The following is a 13,840-nucleotide window of genomic DNA, read 5'->3' as shown; positions in this document are numbered from 1 at the left end:
TATGACTGAAAAGAGCTGTTGAATGTCTGGTGATATTGTCGGTCATAGTGATGACGAGTACTGGATGAGAGAGGCGCTTCAGCTTGCCCGCAGGGCTTATGACTCAGGTGAGGTGCCTGTCGGAGCCTTGGTGGTGCATGAGGGGCGGCTTCTGGGTGATGGGTATAATCAGCCCATCATCAGTCATGATCCCACTGCTCACGCTGAAATAATGGCGCTCAGGGTTGCTTGTTCAAAAATGGAAAACTATCGTATTCCGGGCGCCACGCTGTATGTCACGCTTGAGCCATGCACTATGTGCGTGGGAGCAATTGTGCATGCCCGTGTATCACGACTGGTATTCGGAGCTGCCGAGCCTAAGGCGGGGGCTGTTGGGAGTCAGTCCAATCTGCTGGAGAAGCATCCTTTTAACTGGGATGTCGAGGTTCGCGGAGGGGTCCTTCAGGATGAGTGCTCGTTATTAATCAGTGATTTCTTTCGTGAGCGCAGGCAGGTAAAGAAGAGTTCTGGTCGTAAGGCCTAATTTAATTTGAAATGAGCTAAGGATCAGTTATGAAAGTTCTGGTAACAGGTGGTGCGGGCTACATCGGCAGTCACGTGGTGCGTCAGTTGGGTGAGGCTGGGCACGACATCATTGTGTTCGATAACCTGTCTACGGGGTATCCATGGGCAGTTACCTATGGCGAGCTGGTCGTCGGCGATCTGTCCAATCCGGATGATCTGGAAGCTGTATTTGCCAATCATCAATTTGAGGCTGTTCTACACTTTGCGGCCAATATTGTGGTGCCCGAGTCGGTAGAGAACCCCCTCAAGTATTATGGTAACAATACCCGGAATACTTTGAATCTGTTGGAGAAAGTGCAGAAATACAAGGTTCCCTACATGGTGTTTTCGTCAACGGCGGCCGTTTACGGTATGCCTGAAAACACGGTGATAACCGAGGATACGCCCCTGGCGCCTATTAATCCTTATGGTGCCTCCAAAATGATGAGCGAAAGGATGATTCAGGACCTCGCGTTTGCATCGGGTCTTAAATACACCATACTCCGTTATTTTAATGTTGCCGGGGCGGATCTGGAAAGCCGCATCGGGCAGGCGACTCCTGCAGCAACTCATCTTATTAAAGTGGCCTGTGAGTGTGTGCAGGACTTGCGTGAAGGAATGAGTGTTTTCGGTACTGATTACGAAACTCGTGATGGTACCTGTATTCGTGACTATATCCATGTAGATGACTTGGCGAAGGCGCACGTTATGGCTTTGGATGTTATGAGCAAAGGTGGTGAATCCAATATTCTCAACTGTGGCTACGGGAGAGGGTTCACAGTGCGGGAAGTCATCGATGTGGTGAAAAAGATTTCCGGTAAAGAGTTTCCTGTGGAAGAGGTCGGGCGTCGGGCAGGTGATCCAGGTGCTTTGATCGCCAAGAATGACAAAATCAAGCAGGTGCTTGGCTGGGAGCCAGATCATGATGATCTTGAAGTGATTGTGAAATCAGCTTTGGATTGGGAAGCTGTTTTACCTGAGCGTCGTCAGGGCAATTAACGATTTATTTATTTCTGTATACATTACAAGGCATGTAAAGCTATGAAAATTACCATTTTTGGTACTGGGTATGTCGGTTTGGTAACGGGTGCTTGTCTGGCAGATGTCGGCCATCACGTTCTGTGTGTGGATGTGGATGAAGCCAAAATTGAAAACCTGAAAAACGGTATTATCCCTATCTACGAGCCAGGTCTGGAGCCGATTGTTAAGCACAACTTTGAAGCTGGCAGATTGCAGTTTACAACTGATGCTGAAGAGGCTGTGGCATTTGGTCAGTTGCAGTTCATTGCTGTCGGTACTCCGCCGGACGAAGACGGGTCGGCCGACCTTCAGTACGTTCTGGCGGTTGCTAAAACCGTTGGCCGCTATATGACTGATTATAAGGTGGTTGTTGATAAGTCTACTGTACCTGTGGGAACCGGAGACAAAGTTAAGAATGCTGTCTTGTCAGAAATCGCGGCTCGCAATGAAGACTTTCCGTTTGATGTTGTGTCCAATCCTGAGTTCCTGAAAGAGGGGGATGCGGTTGGTGACTTCATGAAGCCGGATCGTATCGTTATTGGTGCTGAAAGCGCTAAAGCTGTCTCTGTTATGCGGGAAGTGTATGAGCCCTTTAACCGGAATCATGACCGGATGGTGGTGATGGATGTGCGTTCTGCAGAGCTGACCAAATATGCTGCCAATGCAATGTTGGCGACCAAGATCAGCTTTATGAACGAAATTGCCAATCTCGCTGAGCGCCTGGGTGCTGACGTGGAGCAAGTTCGTAAAGGTATCGGATCAGATCCTAGAATTGGCTACCACTTTATTTATCCGGGTTGTGGTTACGGCGGTTCCTGTTTCCCTAAAGATGTAAAAGCGCTGGTGCAGACTTCTTTGGAGATTGGCTATGAAGCGACACTTCTGAAATCTGTAGAAGAAGTGAATGAGCGTCAGAAGCAATCTCTGTTTGATAAGATCAAGCGCCACTTTGGTGATTTGCAGGGTAAAACTGTCGCCTTGTGGGGGTTGTCGTTCAAGCCTAATACTGACGATATGCGCGAAGCTTCCAGTCGCGTTCTGATGGAGTCTTTGTGGGAGGCTGGTGCGTCTGTTCAGGCATTTGACCCAGAAGCAATGAAGGAGACTCAGCGTGTTTACGGTAGTCGCGATGGTCTGACATTGTGTGGAACCAAAGAGCAAGCGCTTAAAGGTGCTGACTGCCTGGTGATCTGTACCGAATGGAAAGAGTTCCGCTCGCCGGACTTTGATGAGATCAAGTCCAGCCTGAGTGAGGCTGTGGTCTTTGATGGGCGTAACCTCTATGATCCTGAGCGTATGGCCGGTAAGGGTTTCCAATACTACGGTATTGGGCGTGGACTCAGTGTTCGTCAGTATTGATTAAGTATTTGTCGTGACTGAGTTCGGCTTGCACGAGCGTCTGGCAGCGGATTGTCACCGGATGGGTGACTTTCCGCTTTGTCGGTTGTTGTTGATGAATGACAGCCATTACCCCTGGTTTATTCTGGTGCCAAAAGTTGCTGGAGCTCGAGAAATATATGAGTTGCCGCAGGAGCAGCAGATCCAGGTATTGGCGGAGTCTTCGTTGCTCGCGAAAGTGCTTATGGAGCATTTTCGGGGGGAGAAGTTAAACCTGGCAGCTTTAGGGAATATGGTGCCGCAACTGCATATCCATCATGTGGTCAGGTATTGCGATGATGCGGCATGGCCTGGGCCTATATGGGGAGTGGTCAAGCCTGAGCCTTATGCTGAGATGGCATTGGCTGAGATCCGCAAGTCAATTAATTCTTTGCTGGCAGAGCAGAGTATTAAATACTTTCCCGTAGAGTGATTTTGCAGCCCTCAGGCTACTATCTTGATTGATCAGCTCTGGCTCCGGTAAGAATGATTCTGAGTTGTCCGGCCAGTCTTTGTTTTAGGTGGGGGATGTTTTCTTCCGGATTGTCGAGTGCTTCGCTTCCTCCATGGAATACGATTATCACAATGGCTTCTGCTGCCAGTCTGGGCTGTTTGAGTGCGCGGTTGGTATCCCCTCCAAATCCGGAAAGGTCCGCGGTGAGCTCAGTAATGAAATGCTCAATCTCTGCCTGAACGGCGTTTCTGAATCTTGCTGAAACCCCAGTTCTCTCCCGCAAGAGAAGCCTGAACAGGTTGGGGTTTTCATTCAGGAATTCGAAGAAGGTGTTCAAGGAGGTTTCTATGACCCCTCCGTTCTTGGCGATGCGCTGACGCGCCTGCCGCATCAGTTGTCGCAGAGCGACACCTGCCTCATCAACCAATGCCAGTCCCAGTTCCTCAAGATCGTGGAAGTGTCGGTAAAATGACGTAGGTGCCACACCGGCTTCTCTGGCGACTTCCCTTAGGCTAAGGCCTGCAAAATGCTTATCCTGTCCTAATTGATTTAATGCGGCATCCATCAGGTTTTGTCGGGTGCGGCGTTTTTGTTCTGCACGTGAAGTCAAAGGAGTGAATTCCTGGGGGCTAAAGGTGGTAAAAGGCAAATATGATAGAGGTGCTGATTAGTCCGGGCAAAACCTAATTGGTAGAGATTTGTGAGGCATGGCACGGGTAAACGCAATGGGACTGCTTTTAACAAAAAATATGGCTATAATACAGCGCCTTTTTGCGGCCTGGGTGTTTACTTGAGTAAATAAAGGGGAGAAATCCTCTGGGTAACCCGGAAGGTGGTGGGTTAAACGATCATTGATACGCGTATCTGTACCAATGAAATTGCTTGAATCCCGTAATGATTTTAGCCTGAGTTGAGGTTTGTCTGCGATGCCGATTTATGAATACGTTTGCAAAGCCTGTGGGTTTGAAAAAGATGTCTTGCAAAGTATGAGTGAAGCTCCTTTGACTGATTGTCCAAGTTGTGAAAAGCCTGAGTTTACCAAGCAAATTTCCGCGCCGGGGTTTCGGTTGAAGGGAAGTGGCTGGTACGAGACCGATTTTAAAACCGGTAAAAAGAAAAATCTCGCGGGTGATGCCGGTGGTTCCGGAGCGGGAAATTCTGACTCCGGTAGTAAAGCCAAGACCAGTGAGGCGAGCTGATCCAGGCCGCCAATCAAGATTTGATTAAATTGCTAGATTCTTGTCTGAATCAAGAAGCAAAAATATTTTAAGAACAGGATTAGATTATGCGCAGTCAATATTGTGGGGCCATTAACGAGTCTCATATCGATCAGGAAGTCACACTTTGTGGATGGGTTCATCGCCGTCGGGATCATGGTGGTGTCATTTTCCTTGATCTGCGGGACCGGGACGGCATTGCGCAGATTGTTGTTGATCCTGATACAGCGGAAGCCTTTAAGCTGGCGGACAGCGTCCGTAGTGAATATGTGATTTCTGTCAAAGGGCGTGTCAGAGCTCGCCCTGAAGGCGCGACCAATCCTGAAATGCCATCTGGAATGGTTGAAGTTCTAGGTAAAGAGCTGAAGATTCTCAGCCACTCTCAAACGCCTCCTTTCCCGTTGGACGAGTACAGTGAAGTTGGCGAGGATGTACGACTGCGTTATCGCTATATGGATCTTCGTCGTCCTGAAATGCTGAATAAATTGCGCGTCCGTTCCAGGGTGACCAGCTATATCCGTAACTTTATGGATGGTGAAGGTTTTCTGGATGTTGAAACGCCGATTTTGACTCGTGCGACACCGGAGGGCGCGCGCGATTATCTGGTGCCTAGCCGTACTCATGAGGGATGCTTCTTTGCACTGCCCCAGTCTCCACAGCTATTCAAGCAATTGCTTATGATGTCCGGATTTGATCGCTATTACCAAATAGCGAAGTGCTTCCGGGATGAGGATTTGCGTGCGGATCGTCAGCCAGAGTTTACTCAGGTGGACATTGAGGCCTCGTTCCTGGACGAGAATGACATTATGTCCATCACTGAGAAGATGGTTCGGAATATGTTTAAGGATCTCCTGTCAGTGGAGTTGCCTGACTTTCCGCGCATTGCCTTCTCTGAAGCCATGCGCAAGTATGGTTCCGATAAGCCTGATCTGAGGATACCTCTGGAGCTGGTTGATGTGGACGATTTGCTGAAAGATGTTGAATTCAAGGTTTTCAGCAGTCCGGCCAATGATTCACGTAGTCGGGTGGCAGCGCTGAGATTGCCTAAGGGTGGTGAGCTTCTGTCTCGTAAGCAGATCGATGACTACACCAAATTTGTAGGCATATATGGAGCCAAAGGGTTGGCCTATATCAAGGTCAATGATCTGTCCCAGGGAATGGAAGGTCTCCAGTCACCAATTCTAAAGTTCCTGCCTGAAGAGGCTGTTACCAGAATTCTGGATCGTGTTCAGGCTGAAACCGGCGACTTGGTATTCTTTGGCGCGGATAAATCGACAGTTGTCAATGAGTCTCTAGGGGCTCTGCGGGTCAAACTGGGTCATGATCTGGAGCTGTTCGAGAGTGAATGGGCTCCCTGCTGGGTTGTTGACTTCCCCATGTTTGAAGAAGACGGTGAGGGCGGTTGGACGGCTATTCACCATCCATTTACGGCTCCAGCCTGCTCTGTTGAAGAGTTGCAGAGCAACCCGGAAGCGGCCTTGTCGAGAGCCTACGACATGGTGCTGAATGGCACAGAGTTGGGTGGAGGTTCGATTCGTATCCACGACGCAGATATGCAGGCTTCAGTCCTGAAAATTCTTGGCATTGGAGAGGAGGAGGCCCGAGATAAATTTGGCTTCTTGCTGGATGCCTTGAAGTTCGGTTGTCCTCCGCACGGTGGTTTGGCATTTGGCCTGGACCGCTTAGTGATGTTGATGACGGGGGCTCAGTCCATCCGGGAAGTAATTGCATTTCCGAAAACTCAAAGTGCTATGTGCATGTTGACCCAGGCACCTGGAGAGGTGGATCACAAACAGTTGCGTGAGTTGAATATCAGACTGCGCAAAAAAGAGACTTCCGGAAGCTGATTCCGACTGCTTGCTATCGTCTCAGACCTCAGTGCTGAGACGATCATTGTTTTTTGAGTGTAAAAAAATATAAGCGGAGTTTTTCATGGCGGGGCATAGTAAATGGGCTAATATCAAGCACCGTAAAGCAGCCCAAGACGCTAAGCGCGGCAAGATTTTCACCAAAATTATCCGGGAAATTACAGTTGCAGCGAAAAATGGCGGCGGGATTCCTGAGGATAACCCTCGTCTGCGTCTGGTGATAGACAAGGCGCTGGCTGTGAACATGAAGAAGGACACAATCGACAAGGCTATTCAGCGAGGTGCTGGTGGAGCTGATGGCGATAACTTTGATGAACTGACCTATGAAGGTTATGGTCCGAATGGTGTCGCAATTTATGTTGAGGCCATGACGGATAATCGTAATCGCACGGTCGCAGAGGTTCGTCATGCGTTTACCAAGTTTGGCGGGAATCTCGGGACAGATGGGTCGGTTGCCTATCTGTTCAGTAAAACTGGCGTAATTACCTATCCTGCCGGTACTGGTGAAGACGCAGTTATGGAGGTAGCTCTCGAAACGGGAGCAGAAGATATCATTACCAATGATGATGGCTCTATTGAGGTTCAAACGGCTGCCGAAGAGTTTTCCGCTGTTAAAGAGGCATTGGTAGAGGCGGGCCTGCAGCCTGAGACAGCTGATGTCACCATGGTGCCTTCGACGACGGTACCTTTGGATGCAGAGTCAGCTGAAAGTGTTATGAAAATCATCGATACTTTGGAAGATCTCGACGACGTGCAGAATGTATACACTAATGCGGATATACCTGATGAGGTTATGGAGCAATTGGGATAATTGCTTTTCTGTTGATGGTCAGTACTACTGGCGACCATGTATTTGATGGATGTCGACTATCTGGTCGATAAAGCAGGCAAAAAGGTATGATGCAGGCGGAGTTGAGCTTAGCTCAATCCCGCCTTTTTTATTTCCGGTTTGAGTTGCATGATGAATCGGACAAATATTCTGCGGGTAATACATGATACGAGTTTTGGGGATAGATCCAGGTTCAAGGTTTACAGGGTATGGTGTGGTGGAGTGGCAGGGAAGTCAGCCTATTTATGTCGCCAGTGGCTGTATTCGTGTGACAGGGGACGATCTTGCTGCCAAGTTGCGGTGCATCTACCACGGGGTTTCCCAGATCGTAGATATGTACAGGCCGACGGAAACTGCCATTGAACAAGTGTTCATGGCCAGAAATGCGGATTCTGCTTTAAAGCTTGGGCAGGCCAGAGGGGCTGCTATTTTGGCGATGGCCAATAAGGAGCTTCCGGTAGCTGAATATGCTGCAAAGAAAGTCAAGCAGTCGGTCGTTGGAAAAGGAAATGCGGAGAAATGGCAGGTCCAGCATATGGTTCAGTCGTTGCTTCAGTTGTCAGCCAAGCCTCAGGCAGATGCTGCGGACGCCCTGGCGATTGCATTGTGTCATCTTCATACTCAGCAAAGTCTGGTGCGCATTGGTTCCGTTTCTGGTGTGCGAAGAGGTCGCATGCGTTAAACATCGCGCAGTTGCTGCCGTGTTAGTAAGCAGTGTTTTGATTAGTTTGAGATTAGGGGAGTCAAAGGTTGATAGGCAGATTGTCAGGAAAGCTACTCGAAAATACGCCGCCTTTTTTGTTGATTGATGTTAACGGCATTGGGTATGAGGTGGAGGTGCCACTGTCGGTGCTCGGAGAGTTGCCGGGAGTGGGTGATAATTGTGCTCTTTATACTCACTTTGTTGTCCGTGAGGATGCTCAGCTTCTTTATGGGTTTGCGCAACGCAAAGATAGAGAATTATTCCGCTTATTGTTGAAGGTGAATGGCGTGGGGCCCAAACTGGCTATGGCCATTCTTTCCCATATGAACGCCGAGGAGTTTGTTCGGTGCGTGCAGTCAGATGACCTGGTTCGCCTGACTAAAATGCCGGGAGTCGGTAAGAAAACGGCTGAGCGTTTGCTGATTGAAATGCGAGACAGGATCAAAACCTGGGGCGGCGCATCTGTGCCTGAGGATGCTGCGCAGCAGGTGAGAACGGCAGGGTCTGGTAATGGGTTGGAAGAGGCTGAGCAAGCCCTGTTGGCGTTGGGGTATAAGCCGCAGGAAGCAAGTCGGGCAATACAGGCTGTACATGAGGAAGGCATGCCAAGGGATGAGGTCATACGCCGTGCCCTGAAAAGTATGGTAAAAGGATGAAGGCCACGTTATGATGAAGTCCATTCTACTGTTTATTTAACCATATTTTATTCATGATCGAAGCTGATCGAATACAGTCTGATCGACTCATTACCCCGTCAACGACGATTGGGGAAGAGTCGCTTGATCGCGCCATTCGCCCCAAGCGCCTGGAAGATTACGTCGGGCAACCCCAGGTGCGGGAGCAGATGGAGATCTTTATCAATGCTGCTCGTGGTCGTAGTGAGGCGTTGGACCATACGTTGATATTCGGGCCGCCGGGCTTGGGTAAAACGACTCTCGCTAATATCATCGCCAATGAAATGTCGGTTTCTATCAAGACAACTTCAGGTCCTGTGCTGGAAAAAGCAGGGGATTTGGCTGCTTTGCTGACCAATCTTGAGCCAAACGATGTCTTATTTATTGACGAAATCCATCGCTTAAGTGCTGCTGTTGAGGAAGTGCTTTATCCGGCAATGGAAGACTACCAGTTGGATATTATGATTGGTGAGGGCCCCGCTGCGCGCTCCATCAAGCTGGATCTTCCTCCGTTTACGTTAGTCGGGGCAACGACCCGAGCGGGACTGTTGACCAGTCCATTACGTGACCGTTTTGGCATTGTGCAGAGACTGGAATTCTACTCGGTTGCGGATCTCGGCAGTATTGTCAGGCGTTCCGCAGAAATGCTAGGGGTGGAAATTGAGGATGCCGGCGCCCATGAAATAGCGCGTCGCTCCCGAGGGACGCCAAGGATTGCCAACAGGTTGCTTAGACGAGTCAGAGACTTCGCTGAAGTAAAAGCCGATGGTGTGATCAGCGACCAAATAGCGGATCGTGCATTGAACATGCTGAATGTGGATTTGCATGGCCTGGACCATATGGACCGACGGTTGCTTCTATCGATTATGGAAAAGTTCGATGGTGGGCCTGTTGGAGTGGAGAGCCTTGCAGCTGCCATTGGTGAAGAGAAAGGGACAATTGAGGATGTTGTGGAGCCGTACCTGATTCAGCAAGGGTTTCTGATGCGTACACCTCGTGGCAGGATGGCCACTCAGCAAGCTTATAATCACTTTGGCTTGTCATTACCAGAGTAGAAAACTCTATTTCTGCATTAAGAAAGTTGCGTAAACTACTGCTTTTTAAGCGCTGAAAGTTGAGCTTAAATCAAATAAAGTTAAAGGAATTTAATGCCTCCCCTCTCGTTTCGGTGGCCCGTTAGAGTTTATATTGAAGATACTGACGCTGGCGGTATAGTGTTTTACGCCAACTATCTGCGCTTTATGGAACGGGCTCGTACTGAGTGTATCCGTTTTCTTGGTTTTCCTCGTATCGAAACTATTGATCCTGAGGTCCAGTTTGTCGTGCATAGTTTGCAGGTAAGATACCATCAGCCTGCCCGTCTCGATGATCAGCTTCAGATTGGTGCGGACATCGTTCGGTGTGGGCGAACGTTCATGCAGTTCCAGCAGGAGGTGAGGGATGCCGAAACAGATAAACTTTTGGTGGAAGGGAGTGTGAAAGTCGCCTGTATTGATCAGCAATCATTCAGGCCAAGGGCGTTGCCTCCGGCCTTGTTGAGTGCCATCAAAGATAAAGGAGACTGAGGCCTTCAGCGGTCTCGTTGTTCGTCTGTAGAGAATGTATTGATGTTGGGTGCGAGGCTTTACGAGTTTTGTCTTAATGCTCAAGACACCATAATTAGAATGAAGGAGTTTATCTGTGGCAGATAAGTTATCAGTATGGGAGCTTATAGCTAACGCCAGTTTTATTGTCCAGGTTGTTATGTTGATTTTGGTTCTGGCATCAATTGTGTCCTGGGCCATTATCTTTCAGCGTGCGAAAATATTTAATCTTGCGCGCAGAGCTTCCACCAAATTTGAAGACAGGTTCTGGTCTGGTATGGATCTGAATCAGCTTTATCGAGAGGCCAGTTCGGCGCCAAATCCCAATAGTGGTATGGAGCAGATTTTCCGCTCAGGCTTCAAGGAATTCTCTCGCTTAAGGCAGCAGCAAGGGGTGGATCGTGATGCCCTCATGGAAGGAACCCAGCGAGCGATGCGTGTAGCTATGTCGCGCGAAATGGATCGTTTGGAGGCACATTTGCCTTTTCTTGCTACTGTCGGATCTACTAGTCCGTATATAGGTCTGTTTGGTACGGTTTGGGGAATTATGAACTCCTTCCGTGGGCTGGCCCAGTTGCAGCAGGCCACGATCGCAACGGTAGCTCCAGGCATATCTGAGGCGCTGATTGCTACAGCGATGGGGCTTTTTGCTGCGATACCTGCCGTTATTGCCTATAACCGTTTCTCGGCTAAATCCGATTATCTGGCGAATTCCTTCCAGACATTTGCAGAGGAGTTCTCCAGTATTTTGCACCGTAAAGTGCATTCTTCCAGTTAACCGCCGGGGTGGACTGATGGTTCCGATGCAAAGAGTCAAACGCAAGCCGATGTCGGAAATCAATGTTGTTCCCTACATTGATGTCATGCTGGTTTTGCTGGTGATATTTATGGTTACGGCGCCGATGTTGATGCAGGGAGTGGATGTAGATCTCCCGCAGACGGATAGTGATCCGTTGCAGGTTTCCCCAGACAAGCCGCCTCTAGTGGTGTCTGTGGACGCCTTTGGGGCTTATTACGCCGAGATTGGGGATGACCGCAGCAAGCCAATGGAGTTGGGGGAATTGATTAAGCGGGTGCGGACGGTCAAGCAAGAAAATCCAGACACCATGGTGCTGGTAAGAGGGGATAGAAATGCCTCATATGGTGTGGTTGTCAGTCTGATGTCCGCATTGAAAGAAACCGGCGTGTCTAATGTCGGTCTGATTACCGAAACTCCCTGATACCTGAGGTTGGAACTGATTTAAGCTATGGCTCGTCCCGGACGCAATCAAAACGAATACCTCGGTCCTGTGATTTTCTCAATATGCCTACATGTTGGGATTGCCATTCTGGCCCTTATAAGTTGGCCGACCTTATCCAAGCCTGATCCTGTTCAGCCTCACATTACTGCGGTAATCGTAGATGATGCGATGCTGGAGCAGATGAAGCAAAGTCTTCCAAAGCCCAAACCTGCTGAAGTTAAAAAACCTGAGCCTGCAGAGGTGGATACGCGTAAGCAAATGGAGGAGGCGAAGCGAAAGATTGATGAGGCGCGTAAAGCTGAAGAGGCACGAAAGGCTGCTGTGGAGAAGAAAAAGCAGGAAGCTATTGCGCTGAAGAAAAAGCAGGAAGAGGAAAAAAAGAAGAAAGTAGAGCAGGAAAAGCAAGCTGAAGCCAAGCGACTGGAAGAGCAGCGTAAGGCTGAGCAAAAGAAAAAACAGGAGCAAAAGCGCAAGGAAGAGCAGCGGCTTGCTGAAGAAAAGCGGCGTCAGGAAGAGTTGAAGCGGAAAGAAGAAGAGGAGCGCAAGGCTCTGGAGCAAAAGCTCATTGAAGAAAGAGAGCGAGCAAGAAAAGAAAAAGAGCAGCAGGAAGAATTAGCATTGCAGCAGCAGGCTGTTGAGCTGGAGAGGATGTTGCAGGAGCAGGCGCAACAGGAATCTGCTGCTAAGCAGAAGCAGAGAGATTTAACAGAACTTGAGAAGTATCGGAGTCGAATTCAGCAGGTTATTGAAAGAAGCTGGTTAGAGCCGCCGGGAAATAGCGCTGGTCTTGTTGTGCAGATCGAATTGCAGTTATTGCCAACAGGTGAGCTGTTGTCGGCAAAAATTGTTGAGCCAAGCTCGAACCCGGCATTTGATCAGTCGGCAATTAGTGCAGCATACGCGGTGAAGAGATACCCGGTGCCTGAAAATAGCCGTTTGTTCAATGAGAATTTCAGGACGTTCATATTAAAGTTCAATCCACGCTAAAAGCAGTGAAAGAATTATGGTGATAATGCGCTGGTTTATCAGTTTTGTTTTTATTTGTGTCAGTTTGTCGGTTAAAGCGGATCTGGTAATAGAAATAACCAAGGGAGTCCGTGGAGCATTGCCTATTGCGGTGGTGCCATTCTCCAATAAGTCCGGTCAGGGTCTGACGGAAGATATTGCCCAAATTGTTGCCGATGATCTTCTGCGAAGTGGGGACTTTGAGCCATTATCCCGTAGCAGTATGTTAAGTCTGCCGGGGAGAGGGGAAGATATTTATTTCAGGGACTGGTCGATGCTGGGGCAGAGAAATGTCTTGGTCGGTACTGTGACCTATGACGCCTCAAATCAGTCCTACAAGGTTCAGTATGAGTTATATGACGTCCAGGCCCAGCAGCGGATTGTTGGGAAGGTGATTGGTGGTCGTCAGAATCAATTGCGTGATATTGCCCATGCGATTGCAGATTCGGTTTATGAAGCTCTGACAGGAAATCGCGGCGTTTTCTCTACTAAGATTGCCTATGTGACTCTGGAGCAGGGTAAAGGCAAGCCGCAATATACCCTTGAAGTAGCAGATGCTGATGGTCGGCGTTCAAAATTGATCTTTAAGTCACCCATGCCGATAATTTCTCCGGCCTGGTCGCCTGATGGCAAGAGGTTGGCGTATGTGTCGTTTGAGTCAGGTAAATCTGCTGTCTATATTCAGGATGTGTCTTCGGGGGTGAGAACCCTGATTGCATCCTATTCTGGGTTGAATAGTGCGCCATCCTGGAGTCCTGATGGCAGTAAGTTGGCGATGACGCTGTCTCGTGATGGGAATGCTGAGGTGTACGTACTGGATATGCGGACCAACAATCTGAAGCGTATGACGGATCATTGGGCGATCGATACTGAGCCAAGTTGGGCGCCTGATGGTAAATCCATCGTGTTTACGTCTGATCGAGGCGGCGGCCCCCAGGTGTATATGATGGATGCAGATGGTGGCACTCCACGGCGTTTGACTTTTGAAGGAAGGTATAGCGCAAGGCCACGCTTTAGTTTGGATGGTAAGACGATATACTATGTACACCAGCGGAACGGGTTTAATGTCGCTGCTCTGGATATGGAGACTGGTCAGTCGAGAATTCTCACGGAAACAGAGATGGATGAATCTCCCAGTGTCGCGCCCAATGGAAGTATGATAATTTATGCAACCCAGAGACAAGGTAAAGGTGTTTTGGCGGTCGTTGGAGTGAATTCGGGATCGAAATATACTTTGCCTGCACAGTTCGGAGATGTACGGGAGCCTGCCTGGTCTCCGTACATAAAGAAATAAAACAAGCTAACCAATTAGTACTAAGGAAAAAC

Annotated in this window: 16 protein-coding genes; 15 read left to right on the top strand and 1 reads right to left on the bottom strand. The window is 49.1% G+C overall.

Going from position 1 to position 13,840, the window contains the following annotated elements; all coding sequences use genetic code 11:
- The first annotated feature begins 22 nt into the window (after positions 1 to 22).
- From tadA to F566_RS0116440, 4 genes are read left to right on the top strand one after another with little or no spacing between them, the layout of a single operon-like run.
- A complete protein-coding gene (gene tadA, locus F566_RS0116455; protein ID WP_020408110.1) occupies positions 23 to 523 on the top strand; it encodes a tRNA adenosine(34) deaminase TadA in 501 nt (166 codons plus the stop codon).
- 29 nt (positions 524 to 552) lie between these two features.
- Entirely contained in the window at positions 553 to 1,542 is a 990-nt protein-coding gene (gene galE / locus F566_RS0116450; RefSeq protein ID WP_020408109.1) for a UDP-glucose 4-epimerase GalE, read from the top strand.
- A gap of 42 nt (positions 1,543 to 1,584) precedes the next feature.
- Complete coding sequence (locus F566_RS0116445) at positions 1,585 to 2,922, top strand: UDP-glucose dehydrogenase family protein (RefSeq protein WP_020408108.1); 1,338 nt, start codon at positions 1,585 to 1,587, stop codon at positions 2,920 to 2,922.
- A 13-nt stretch (positions 2,923 to 2,935) separates the two neighbouring features.
- Positions 2,936 to 3,373 (top strand): HIT domain-containing protein, encoded by a 438-nt coding sequence (locus F566_RS0116440; protein WP_033416406.1) that lies wholly within the window; start codon positions 2,936 to 2,938, stop codon positions 3,371 to 3,373.
- 19 nt (positions 3,374 to 3,392) lie between these two features.
- On the opposite strand, the gene fabR is transcribed toward F566_RS0116440, so the two are convergent.
- A complete protein-coding gene (gene fabR / locus F566_RS0116435; RefSeq protein WP_020408106.1) occupies positions 3,393 to 4,004 on the bottom strand; it encodes an HTH-type transcriptional repressor FabR in 612 nt (203 codons plus the stop codon).
- A gap of 316 nt (positions 4,005 to 4,320) precedes the next feature.
- Here fabR and F566_RS0116430 point away from each other — a divergent pair, with 316 nt between their 5' ends.
- The 11 genes from F566_RS0116430 to tolB all read left to right on the top strand — a co-directional run bounded on the left by F566_RS0116430 (position 4,321) and on the right by tolB (position 13,808).
- Positions 4,321 to 4,593 carry an FmdB family zinc ribbon protein gene (locus F566_RS0116430; RefSeq protein WP_020408105.1) on the top strand — a complete coding sequence of 91 codons (273 nt, stop codon included), beginning with the start codon at positions 4,321 to 4,323 and terminating at the stop codon, positions 4,591 to 4,593.
- Between the two features lie 86 nt (positions 4,594 to 4,679).
- Positions 4,680 to 6,458 carry an aspartate--tRNA ligase gene (aspS, locus tag F566_RS0116425; RefSeq protein WP_020408104.1) on the top strand — a complete coding sequence of 593 codons (1,779 nt, stop codon included), beginning with the start codon at positions 4,680 to 4,682 and terminating at the stop codon, positions 6,456 to 6,458.
- A gap of 85 nt (positions 6,459 to 6,543) precedes the next feature.
- Positions 6,544 to 7,290 (top strand): YebC/PmpR family DNA-binding transcriptional regulator, encoded by a 747-nt coding sequence (locus tag F566_RS0116420; RefSeq protein ID WP_020408103.1) that lies wholly within the window; start codon positions 6,544 to 6,546, stop codon positions 7,288 to 7,290.
- Positions 7,291 to 7,471: 181 nt separating this feature from the next.
- Positions 7,472 to 7,990, top strand: a complete 519-nt coding sequence (ruvC, locus tag F566_RS0116415; RefSeq protein ID WP_026180057.1) for a crossover junction endodeoxyribonuclease RuvC — start codon at positions 7,472 to 7,474, stop codon at positions 7,988 to 7,990.
- A gap of 68 nt (positions 7,991 to 8,058) precedes the next feature.
- The gene (gene ruvA / locus F566_RS0116410; protein ID WP_026180056.1) at positions 8,059 to 8,667 is read left to right on the top strand and encodes a Holliday junction branch migration protein RuvA; all 609 of its coding nucleotides are present in this window, start codon (positions 8,059 to 8,061) and stop codon (positions 8,665 to 8,667) included.
- A 53-nt stretch (positions 8,668 to 8,720) separates the two neighbouring features.
- Positions 8,721 to 9,740, top strand: a complete 1,020-nt coding sequence (ruvB, locus tag F566_RS0116405; RefSeq protein ID WP_020408100.1) for a Holliday junction branch migration DNA helicase RuvB — start codon at positions 8,721 to 8,723, stop codon at positions 9,738 to 9,740.
- Positions 9,741 to 9,833: 93 nt separating this feature from the next.
- The gene (gene ybgC, locus F566_RS0116400; protein WP_020408099.1) at positions 9,834 to 10,250 is read left to right on the top strand and encodes a tol-pal system-associated acyl-CoA thioesterase; all 417 of its coding nucleotides are present in this window, start codon (positions 9,834 to 9,836) and stop codon (positions 10,248 to 10,250) included.
- 115 nt (positions 10,251 to 10,365) lie between these two features.
- Positions 10,366 to 11,046 carry a protein TolQ gene (gene tolQ, locus F566_RS0116395; RefSeq protein ID WP_020408098.1) on the top strand — a complete coding sequence of 227 codons (681 nt, stop codon included), beginning with the start codon at positions 10,366 to 10,368 and terminating at the stop codon, positions 11,044 to 11,046.
- A gap of 16 nt (positions 11,047 to 11,062) precedes the next feature.
- Complete coding sequence (tolR, locus tag F566_RS0116390; protein ID WP_020408097.1) at positions 11,063 to 11,488, top strand: protein TolR; 426 nt, start codon at positions 11,063 to 11,065, stop codon at positions 11,486 to 11,488.
- Positions 11,489 to 11,515: 27 nt separating this feature from the next.
- A complete protein-coding gene (gene tolA / locus F566_RS0116385; RefSeq protein ID WP_020408096.1) occupies positions 11,516 to 12,496 on the top strand; it encodes a cell envelope integrity protein TolA in 981 nt (326 codons plus the stop codon).
- Positions 12,497 to 12,521: 25 nt separating this feature from the next.
- On the top strand, positions 12,522 to 13,808 hold the full coding sequence (gene tolB, locus F566_RS0116380; protein WP_020408095.1) for a Tol-Pal system beta propeller repeat protein TolB: 1,287 nt from the start codon (positions 12,522 to 12,524) through the stop codon (positions 13,806 to 13,808).
- The last annotated feature ends 32 nt before the right edge of the window (positions 13,809 to 13,840 follow it).

Source organism: Hahella ganghwensis DSM 17046 (genome assembly GCF_000376785.1).
Lineage (GTDB): Bacteria > Pseudomonadota > Gammaproteobacteria > Pseudomonadales > Oleiphilaceae > Hahella > Hahella ganghwensis.
The sequence above is the reverse complement of the archived record's forward strand: the minus strand, read 5'-3'. Positions and strand labels throughout refer to the sequence as shown.